The organism is Streptomyces laculatispora (genome assembly GCF_017353455.1).
In the GTDB taxonomy this organism is placed as follows: Bacteria; Actinomycetota; Actinomycetes; order Streptomycetales; family Streptomycetaceae; genus Streptomyces; species Streptomyces laculatispora.
The window spans coordinates 1-9,117 of sequence record NZ_JAFMPZ010000028.1; the positions used below are offsets into that span (position 1 = coordinate 1).

Below are 9,117 nucleotides of genomic sequence, written 5' to 3' on the forward strand. Positions count from 1 at the left end.
GGTACCCGGGTACCCACCCTCCGGCAGTACCTGGACCGGATCGGGCACAACCACCAGAACCTGCTCATGGAGATCAAGAGCCCCGAGATCTACCCGGGAATCGAGCGGGCGGCCCTGCGGGAGCTGCGCCGGGAGGGGTGGCTCGACGGCGGGCACGTCCGCGACCGCCTCGTGATCCAGAGCTTCGGCGCGGACAGCCTGCGCAAGGTACACGAGCAGCGCCCGGACGTGATCACGGGCTTCCTGGGCACCCCGGCCGTCGCCGAGCTGCCCTCGTACGCCGAGTTCACCGACCAGATCAACCCCGCGTACACCTCGGTCTCGGGCAAGTACGTGGCGGCGGTGCACGCGCTGAAGGGGCCGCACCGCAAGAGGCTCCGGGTCAACACGTGGACGGTCAACGACGCGGCGCACGCGCTCCGGGTGACCGGCTACGGCGTGGACGGCATCATCACCAACGCGCCGGACGTGGTGCGGGCGGCCACCGGGGTGCGTGAGACCGCGGGCTGACCGCCCCGGGACCGCGGGCCGGCCGTCCCCGGACCGCTGTCGTGGCCGGCCGCCGACCGTTGTCAGTGACCGGCCGTACGGTGGTTGCCATGAACAGCAACGGGGTTGTCGAGTGGGCCGTCGTGGAGAGCGACATCGGCCCGCTGCTGCTGGCCGCGACCGACGCCGGGCTGGTGAGCGTGGTCTTCCACGCGCGTCCGGCGGTACGGGACAGGGCACTGGCCCAGTTGCGCACCCGGCTCGGCGCGGAGCCGGTCGAATCACCGGGCTCCGCCCGGCTGGCCGAGCCGATACGCCAGTTCGCGGCGTACTTCGCGGGCACGCTGCGGGATTTCTCCCTCGATCTGGACTGGTCGCTGACGAGCGGTTTCAACCGCCAGGTGCTCCGCGAGCTGTCGGCGGGCGTGCCGTACGGCGCCGTCGCCGGTTACGGGGACCTCGCCGAGCGGGTCGGGCAGCCCGGGGCGGCCCAGGCGGTCGGGGCGGCCATGGGGTCCAATCCGCTGCCGGTCGTGGTGCCCTGCCACCGGGTGGTGGAGCGCGACGGCGGGCTCGGCGGCTTCGGCGGCGGGCTGGAGACGAAACGGCGGCTGCTGGCGCTGGAGGGCGTGCTGCCCGAGCCGCTGTTCTGACCCCGGCCCCTGGTACCGCCCAGGGCCGGCCGGCGCCCTCGTTCCGCACGTACGCACGGGCTGGCACACTTCCTCGGTGACCAACACCCTCGACACATCCGACACCCCCGGCAGGCCGCGTACCGCCGGGCGGGTCACGGCGGCCGACCTGCCCGCACTCCGGCGCAGAACGACCGCCGTCCTCATCGCCGGCCAGATACTCGGCGGCCTCGGCGTGCCCGTCGGCATCGCCCTGGCCCCCGTACTGGCGACACAGGTCAGCGGCTCCGAGGCGCTGTCGGGCCTCGCGCCCACCGCGTCGGTGACCGGCACGGCCCTGCTGTCGCTGCCGCTGGCCGCGCTGATGACCTCGCGCGGCCGCCGCCCCGGTCTCGTACTGGCGTATCTGATCGGTGCGCTCGGCGCCGGCCTCGTGGTGCTCGCCACCGTGGTGGAGAACTTCCCGCTGCTGCTCCTCGGCATGGCCGCGTTCGGCGCGGGCTCCTCCGCCAATCTGCAGGCGAGGTTCGCCGCGGCGGATCTGGCCGAGCCCGAGCGGCGCGGCCGGGCGATCTCGACGGTCATCTGGGCCACCACCATCGGATCGGTGCTGGGGCCCAATATCGCGGCACCGGCGGGCCGGGTCTTCCGCGGCACCGCCGTGTCCGAGACGGCCGGGCCGTTCGTCTGGGCGGCCGGCATCTTCCTTCTCGCCGCGCTCGTGGTCGCGGCGCTGCTGCGGCCCGATCCGCTGCTCACGGCGCGCGCGCTGGCCCCGCAGGAGAGCGGGTCGGCCGGGAACCGTTCGCTGCGTGCGGGCATCGCGGCCGTGCGGGCGTCGCCGATGGCCCGGCTGGCGCTGGTGACCGTGACCGTCTCGCACACCGCGATGGTCTCGATCATGGTGATGACCCCGGTCGACCTCGGCCACCACGGCGCGGACCTCCAGCTGATCGGCCTGGTGATCAGCGGCCACATCGCGGGGATGTACGCGTTCTCGCCGGTGATGGGCTGGCTGTCGGACCGCTTCGGCCGGCTCACCGTCATCGGCCTGGCGGTCGGGCTGCTCTCCCTGGCCGCACTGCTGGCGGGGACCGCGGGCGCCGCTCACGGCAGGACCGCGGCCGGCCTGTTCGTGCTCGGGCTCGGCTGGTCCGCTGGACTGGTAGCCGGTTCGGCGCTGCTCACCGACTCCGTGCCGCAGCCCGCCCGCGCCGCCGTACAGGGTCTGTCGGACCTGACCATGAACGCGTCGGCGGGCATCGGCGGCGCGGTCGCCGGTGTCATCGTCTCCCGGGCGAGCTACGGCTGGCTGAACCTCACCGGCGCATGTCTGCTGCTGCCGATGGCCGCGCTGGCGCTGCGCCGGTCCCTCACCCGCCCCGCCGGGGCCTGAGCCCGGCGGGGCGCCCGCGACGGGCGGCGGAAAGCGGGCTCGGGCGCCGAGGGCGTCAGAGGCTCCGGAGACTTCGGAGACCTCAGAGGCTGATGTGGTACGCCTTGCGCAGCGTCTCGTGCACGGTCCACGTCGTCCGGTCGCCCTCGCGCAGCACGCAGGCGTCGCCCGGTCCGATCTCCAGCGTCGCGCCGCCCTCGACCGCCACGGTCGCGCGCCCGCTGACGACCACGAACAGCTCGTTGGCCTCGGTGTCGGTGACCACGCCGGGCGTGATCTGCCAGATCCCGCGCAGCTGCTTGCCGTCGGCCGACTCCCACAGCACCTTGCCGGTGACCTGCGGATCGCCCGACACGACCTGTGCGGGATCGAGCGGTTCCGGTTCGAGTACGGCGTCCGGGATGTGCACGGCGAAAGAGGCGGGAGCTTGATCAATTGTGGTCATGAGCGGTCACTCTAGCGACCGGCCCGGAGCGTCCCGCAGGGCCCCGGGCCGGCGCGGATTCGGGCACCGGCACGCACGACTACGGGTCGGCCCGCATGAGGACGGGGTGCTACCTCCGCGGGTCCGCGGCAGCGGAGTCGACCGCGGCGAGCCAGGCGTCGGCGAGCAGCCGGTGCCCGAGACGGCTCGGGTGGACGCCGTCCGGTGCCAGCTCCGCCGGCTCCCGGTCCTGCGCCGCGCGAATCATGACGAGGTCGGCGCGGACCACCTGGGCCCCGTTGTTCACGGCTGCCCGCAGAACGGCGTCGGTGCGGGGAGACAGGTCCTCGAACCAGCTCTCCTGGTCCGGCCCGACCGGGAGCAGGAACGGGGTGATGACGACCAGCCGTGCGGACAGCTCACGCGCCGTGCCCGCGAGCAGGCGGTCGAGGCACTCCTCGAACACGTCGAGCGGGCTGGGCAGTCCCTGGTCGTAGCGCCGCCAGGTGTCGTTGATGCCGATCTTGACGGTGACCACGGTGGGCCGGTGGTCGATGACATCGGTGGTCCAGCGGCTTTCGAGGTCGTACACGCGATTGCCGTTGATCCCCGTGTTGATGACACGGGGTCCGGGTCCGTCGTCCGCCCGGTCGCGCAGGGTCTGCGCGATCTCGTGGACGTAACCCCCGCCGAGCGATGCGGAATCCGCACGGTCGCGGCCCGCGTCGGTGATGGAGTCACCGATGAACACAAGCGTGTCGTCGTTCTTGATGTGCATGTATGCCGTCCTGATGTCGGGGCGCTGGAGCATCCCTCGTGACCTGCGGGAGTACGGTCGACTACGTTCGGCCGGAGGGGGTCTGGCCTGCGAATCCCCTCAGTGTCGCGGCTTCCCGGTCCAGCACCGCGGAATCGTCGCCGGGCACGAACTCCAGGAGCGCCTCGACATTCCGGCCGTCCAGCAGGCCGAGGGCGGCCGTCCACAGGTCCGAACGGTCCGCCAGCGGCAGCCGGTTGTTGCCCGGCCACCACGAGAAGGCGTGCACGGCGCAGACCCGGTCGGCGAGCGACGCGAGCCCCGCCAGTGCCTCCTCGCCGGGCGTGTCGAGCGGCGGCTGCCAGTACGTGCGGACGTTGTCCGCGCCCACCTCGTCCAGCAGCCGGGCGGTCGAGGCGACGGTGTCGGTGAGCGTTCCCCCGTGGAACTCGGGTGCGAGCCCGAGTCCGTGGTCCGCAGCGATCCGCGCCGCCTCCCGCAGACAGCTCACCGTCTCGCGCCGCTCCTCGGGCCGGGCGGACCGCGATCCGGTCGCGCCCGCCCACACCCGTATCCGCGGCGCCCCGAGAAGCACCGCGGCGCGGGCGACGGCGGGGAATCCGGCCAGTTCGCCCGGGGTGGCGCGGAAGTACGAGCCGTACGAACAACACGCCATCCCGTACTGGTCGGTGGCCTCACGGACCGCGCGGACGGTGTCGGGCTCCCCCGCGGGCGCGTGCACGTCCGCCCCCCACTCGATCACCTCCAGGCCCGCGTCCGCGGCGCGTCGCACGACCTCGGCGGCGGGCAGCCGGCGGAACGTGACCGAGCACAGGCCCAGCCTGACCCTTCCCGCTTCCGGCCCGGCCTGCGGGCGGAGCGGGGCGCGGCCCCGCGTACTCCGGCTGCTCTCCTCGGTCATGACACTGCCTTCCTGCGGTTGGTCTTCAGGCACTTTAGGGCGGTCCGCCCGGACGGGGCGGGCGGACCGGGCAGGCTGGGCGGTGCCCCGGCACCGTGGTCACTCAGGCGGCGTTCGGACCCACGTCCGCGGCCGTGAGGGGGTGCCGGAGCGCGGGCGCTGTCGAGTACTCGTCGGCGCCGATGTCCCGTACGCTGCCGCGCTGGTCCCCGTCGATGTCATCGGCGACGGCGGCGCTGCCCAGTGTGGCGGCGCCGATCGCCGGGCTGCCCGACGACAGCCGCAGAACACCGTCCGTGCCCTGGCTGAGCAGCGGGTCGGCCCGGGTGAAGCCCCCGGAGGGGATGTTGCCGTTCGTGGCCGCGCCCCAGAGCAGGTTGGTCTGCCAGGTGAAGCCGGAGGTGGCTCCCATCGCGACGAGGCTGCCCGAGTCGCCGACCAGCAGGTTGTCGGCGACGGTCACGTCCCGCGGCTCGTACGTCCGGGTCTCGCCCGAGAGCATGCCGGTGTTGTTGATCAGGGAGTTGTGCACGATCACCGCGCGGTCGCAGGCGTCGTTCCCCGTCCGCTCGTCCGGCGTCTCGCCGCTGTTGTGGTCACGGGTGGTTCCGCTGCCGATCACCAGGGCCCGGCCGGACAGCCCGCTCAGGTAGTTGTTGACGATTCTGTGGTCGTTGCCATAGACGCGCACCCCGTCAATGCCACCGATCAGGTGGTTGCCCTCCACCAAGGAACGGTTGCCGTGGCGCAGCACGATGCCGCCCCGGCTGTTGCGGATGGTGTTGTACCGGATGGTGTTTTTCGACGACTTCACCGAGATGGCCTCGGGGTCGCCGTCGCAGCGCTCGAACAGGTTGTACTCGACGATCGCGTTGGCCTCGGACAGTGCCCGGCCGCTGACGCCGAGGCGGATGGGCTCGCCTCCGTTGGCCCCGGTGAAGCTGTGATCGGAGAAGTGGTTCCGGAAGATGTGAAGGTTCTGGGCCATGGCGGTCTTGCCCGTGCCGTCGACGACGATGAAGATGCCCGCGGTGGTCTTGTCGTGGAAGTGGTTCCGGTCGATCTTCGAGTCATCCGCCCGCACGACGAGCCAGTACGGATCGCCGGCGTCCGCGAACTGGAAGTCGTTGCGGGTCAGCCGGATCGCCGAGCAGTCCGCCGGGATCTCCATCGTGGTGCTCTGCCGGAAGGAGAAGCCGCTGATGGTGATGTTGCTCGAATTACTGAGCACGAAGCCGCGTTCGCCGCGCAGCACGGCGCCGCCGCGGGTCTTCGAGACGATGGTGATCTGCGCCGCGGTGCCGTTCTTGCCGGAGATGTTGATCGCGCTCCCCGACGGGACCGTGTAGGTGCCGTCGGCGACGACGATGCGGTCACCGGGCGCGGCGCCGTTGATCGCGCTCTGGAGCTGGGCCAGGGAGGCGACCGGGATGTCGGCCGCCGATGCGCTCCCCGACAGCGAGGTGGTGAGCGGTACGGCGGCGAGTGCGGCCACCGCGGTGCTTCTGAGAAACGTGCGTCGTTGCATGGTGCCTCCTGCGTCGAAGCGGATGGGTGCGCTCAGCCGGCGTGGGGACCGACGTCGGCCGGGGTCAGGGGTCCGCGCCTCGGTGGCCGGCGGGAGTGCTCGTCCGCGCCCACGTCCCGGGCCCGGCCGCGCGGCTGCCCGTCGATGTCATGGGTGACGGGCGGCCAGCGGAGTGTGCCCGCGTCGATCGCCGGGCTGTCGGCGGCCGGCCGCACGATGCCGTGCGGGTCCTTCACCAGCTTCGGGTCGATACGGGTGCCGCCACCGGCGGGAATGTTGCCGTCGGCGGCGGCGCCCCACAGGAGGTTGCCCGACCAGGTGAAGCGCACGGTGTTCGCCATCTCGACGAGTTGGCCCGTGTCCGCGACGAACAGGTTGTCGGCGACGGTGACGTCCCGCGGCTCGTGCGGGCGCTGGCTCTCGCCGGACAGCGTGCCGTTGTTGTCGACCAGGGTGTTGTACGCGACGAGGATCCGGTCGGGGGCGTCGTTGCCGCGGCGCGCCTCGGGCGTCTCGCCGGGCAGGTGGTCGCGCTCGGAACCGCTGCCGATCACCAGGGCGCGCCCTGACAGGCCGGCGAGGTAGTTGTTGACGATCACATGGTCGTTGCCGTAGATCCGCACACCTTCCTGGCCGTCGACGAGGTGGTTGCCCTCCACCCGGTTGCGGTTGCCGTGCCGCAGGACGATGCCGCCCAGGCTGTCGCGGACGGTGTTGTACCGGATGGTGTTGTCCGAGCTCTTCACCGAGATCGCCTCGGGGTCCCCGTCGGCGCGCTCGAACAGGTTGTACTCCACGACCGCGTGGGCGGCGGACAGCGCCCGGGGGCTGACGCCGAGCCGGATCGGCTCGCCGCCGTTGGAGCCGGCGAAGGTGTGGTCGGAGAAGTAGTTGCGGTACACGTGGACGCGCTGGGCCATCTCGTCCGTGCCCGCGCCCTCGATGCCGAGGTAGATGCCGAGCGTGCTCTTGCCGTGGAAGTGGTTGTGGTCGACCGTACTGTCGTCCGCGCGCACCATCACCCAGTGCAGGCCCTCGATGTCGGCCAGCTGGAAGTCGTTCCGGGTGAGCCTGATGTGCGAGCAGTCCGGGGGGATGTCCAGGGTGCTGCTCTGGCGGAAGGAGAAGCCGCTGAGGGTGATGTGGCTGGACGCCTCGAAGACGAAGCTGTGCTCGCCCTCCAGGACGACGCCGCCCCGGGTCCGGGCGACGATGGTCACGGGTGCGCGCTCGGTGCCCCGCTTGTTCCGGATGGTGAGGGGGCTGTCCGGCGGGACGGTGTAGGTCCCGTCGGCCACGACGATCCGGTCACCGGGCCGCGCCCGGTCGATCGCCGCCTGGAGCTCGGCCGGCGTGCGGACGGTCGCCGGGGCCGTTGTCGCGCTTGCGGTCAGCGGTCCGCCGACGGGGGCGGCGGCCAGCGCCACCCCTGCTGCGGTGCTCATGAGGAACGTGCGGCGTTGCATGGTGCCTCCGTGAGTGCGGTGGACGGGACCTGTTCCGGCTTCGGGTCAGCCGTCGGCCGGGTCGGCCGTGGTGTCCAGGAACAGTTCGATGACGGGGACGGGGGTGTCGGGGCGGCGGACCGGGATCTGGAGCGTGAGCGTTCCGGCGGGCTGTCCGCCCATCTCGGTGTTGACCGCGGGCCGGTCCGGGTCGATGTGGACCGGGATGATCTCGGACGCGTCGTTCAGCAGCTGGGCGTAGCGCACCCGGCCGGCGAGACCCGGCAGGTGCAGGTGGCGCAACGGCCAGGCGAACAGGTGGACGTAGAGCCGGTCGCCGCGCTGGGTGTACCGGCATTCGGCCGGGGCGGTGTACGGGGACGGGCCGCAGCCGCGGATCGCCCGCTCGTGCAGCTCCGTCCACCGGCCGATCTCGCCGAGGATCGCGCGATCGCGCGGGTCGAGATCGCCGCGGCCGGTGGGGCCCACGTTGAGCAGCAGGTTGCCGCCCTTGGACACCCCGTCGACGAGCATGCGGATCAGCAGGTCGGCGCTCTTGTGGTCGAGGTTGTCGCGGTCGTAGCCCCAGCTCCCGTTGAGCGTCTGGCAGGCCTCCCAGAGCACGGGGCGCCCGTTCTCGGTCATCGGGCCGGAGGGCTGGTACTGCTCGGGGGTGACGAAGTCCCCGGGAAGGCCGGTCCGGTCGTTGACGAGGACGTGCGGCTGGAGTTCCCGGATCATCTCCAGGAGCTTCGGGGAATCCCAGTCGTCGGGCCCCTTGCCGCCCCACCAGGTGCGCCCGGCGTACGAGAAGTCGAAGAACAGGTAGTCGACGCGCCCGAACGACGTGAGCAGTTCACGCACCTGACCGTGCAGATAGCGCTGGTAGTCGCGGATGTCCCGGTCGGCGTTGGCGGCCTTGAACGCCTCGTCGTCGCGCTGCGGGTGGGTGCCGTCCACGGGGAAGGACGGGTGGTGCCAGTCGATCAGCGAGTAGTAGAGGCCGACCTTGAGCCCTTCGGCGCGGCACGCCTCGACGAACGGGCCGACGAGGTCGCGGCCGTGCGGGGTGTTGGTGACCTTGTACTCGGTGAGGGCGCTGTCCCACAGGCAGAAGCCGTCGTGGTGCTTGGCGGTCAGGACGACGTACCGCATACCCGCCGCCTTGGCCGCCCTGGCCCACTGGACCGGGTCGTAGCGGTCGGGGTCGAAGTGGTCGAAGTAGACCTGGTACTGCTCGTCGGTCAGCTCCTCCCGGTTCTTGACCCACTCGTGCCGCGCGGCGAGGGAGTACAGGCCCCAGTGGACGAACATGCCGAACCGGGCGGTGGTGAACCAGGTCGTCTCCGGGGTTCCTTCGGGAGCACCGTCCTGGGACGGGCACGCCTGCGGGGTGTCAGCGCTCGGGGTCATGCGGAATCGCTCCTTCTCGTCGGCGGCCGGGAGGTGTCGGGGGTGCGTCGGGGCTGTTCGTACGGGGACGGCGGCCGGCGGGCGGGCGCGTCACGCTGCCGTACGCGGGGC

Annotated in this window: 9 protein-coding genes; 3 read left to right on the top strand and 6 right to left on the bottom strand. The window is 71.9% G+C overall.

What is annotated here, in order from left to right; genetic code table 11:
- From J1C73_RS01095 to J1C73_RS01105, 3 genes are all read left to right on the top strand, one after another.
- Positions 1-510 (top strand): glycerophosphodiester phosphodiesterase (locus tag J1C73_RS01095; protein WP_278186492.1); only part of this gene is annotated, 510 nt, incomplete at its 5' end.
- 89 nt (positions 511-599) lie between these two features.
- Positions 600-1,142 (top strand): methylated-DNA--[protein]-cysteine S-methyltransferase, encoded by a 543-nt coding sequence (locus tag J1C73_RS01100; RefSeq protein ID WP_207314650.1) that lies wholly within the window; start codon positions 600-602, stop codon positions 1,140-1,142.
- A gap of 76 nt (positions 1,143-1,218) precedes the next feature.
- On the top strand, positions 1,219-2,517 hold the full coding sequence (locus J1C73_RS01105) for an MFS transporter (protein WP_207314651.1): 1,299 nt from the start codon (positions 1,219-1,221) through the stop codon (positions 2,515-2,517).
- Between the two features lie 82 nt (positions 2,518-2,599).
- On the opposite strand, the gene J1C73_RS01110 is transcribed toward J1C73_RS01105, so the two are convergent.
- The 6 genes from J1C73_RS01110 to J1C73_RS01135 form a co-directional block, all read right to left on the bottom strand.
- Entirely contained in the window at positions 2,600-2,962 is a 363-nt protein-coding gene (locus J1C73_RS01110) for a cupin domain-containing protein (protein WP_123469321.1), read from the bottom strand.
- 109 nt (positions 2,963-3,071) lie between these two features.
- Positions 3,072-3,719 (bottom strand): SGNH/GDSL hydrolase family protein, encoded by a 648-nt coding sequence (locus tag J1C73_RS01115; protein ID WP_207314652.1) that lies wholly within the window; start codon positions 3,717-3,719, stop codon positions 3,072-3,074.
- Positions 3,720-3,780: 61 nt separating this feature from the next.
- Positions 3,781-4,620: a sugar phosphate isomerase/epimerase family protein gene (locus J1C73_RS01120; protein WP_207314653.1), complete on the bottom strand. Its 840-nt coding sequence runs from the start codon at positions 4,618-4,620 to the stop codon at positions 3,781-3,783.
- A gap of 103 nt (positions 4,621-4,723) precedes the next feature.
- Positions 4,724-6,148 carry a polysaccharide lyase 6 family protein gene (locus J1C73_RS01125; RefSeq protein WP_207314654.1) on the bottom strand — a complete coding sequence of 475 codons (1,425 nt, stop codon included), beginning with the start codon at positions 6,146-6,148 and terminating at the stop codon, positions 4,724-4,726.
- Between the two features lie 32 nt (positions 6,149-6,180).
- The gene (locus tag J1C73_RS01130) at positions 6,181-7,614 is read right to left on the bottom strand and encodes a polysaccharide lyase 6 family protein (RefSeq protein ID WP_207314655.1); all 1,434 of its coding nucleotides are present in this window, start codon (positions 7,612-7,614) and stop codon (positions 6,181-6,183) included.
- 45 nt (positions 7,615-7,659) lie between these two features.
- On the bottom strand, positions 7,660-9,006 hold the full coding sequence (locus J1C73_RS01135; RefSeq protein ID WP_207314656.1) for an alpha-L-fucosidase: 1,347 nt from the start codon (positions 9,004-9,006) through the stop codon (positions 7,660-7,662).
- Positions 9,007-9,117: the final 111 nt, after the last annotated feature.

Bases quoted from the DNA above. Each gene is read 5' to 3' on its own strand.
- J1C73_RS01110 (WP_123469321.1), bottom strand. From the start codon at position 2,962: ATGACCACAATTGATCAAGCTCCCGCCTCTTTCGCCGTGCACATCCCG.
- J1C73_RS01125 (WP_207314654.1), bottom strand. From the start codon at position 6,148: ATGCAACGACGCACGTTTCTCAGAAGCACCGCGGTGGCCGCACTCGCC.
- J1C73_RS01130 (WP_207314655.1), bottom strand. From the start codon at position 7,614: ATGCAACGCCGCACGTTCCTCATGAGCACCGCAGCAGGGGTGGCGCTG.
- J1C73_RS01135 (WP_207314656.1), bottom strand. From the start codon at position 9,006: ATGACCCCGAGCGCTGACACCCCGCAGGCGTGCCCGTCCCAGGACGGT.
- J1C73_RS01115 (WP_207314652.1), bottom strand. From the start codon at position 3,719: ATGCACATCAAGAACGACGACACGCTTGTGTTCATCGGTGACTCCATC.
- J1C73_RS01100 (WP_207314650.1), top strand. From the start codon at position 600: ATGAACAGCAACGGGGTTGTCGAGTGGGCCGTCGTGGAGAGCGACATC.
- J1C73_RS01120 (WP_207314653.1), bottom strand. From the start codon at position 4,620: ATGACCGAGGAGAGCAGCCGGAGTACGCGGGGCCGCGCCCCGCTCCGC.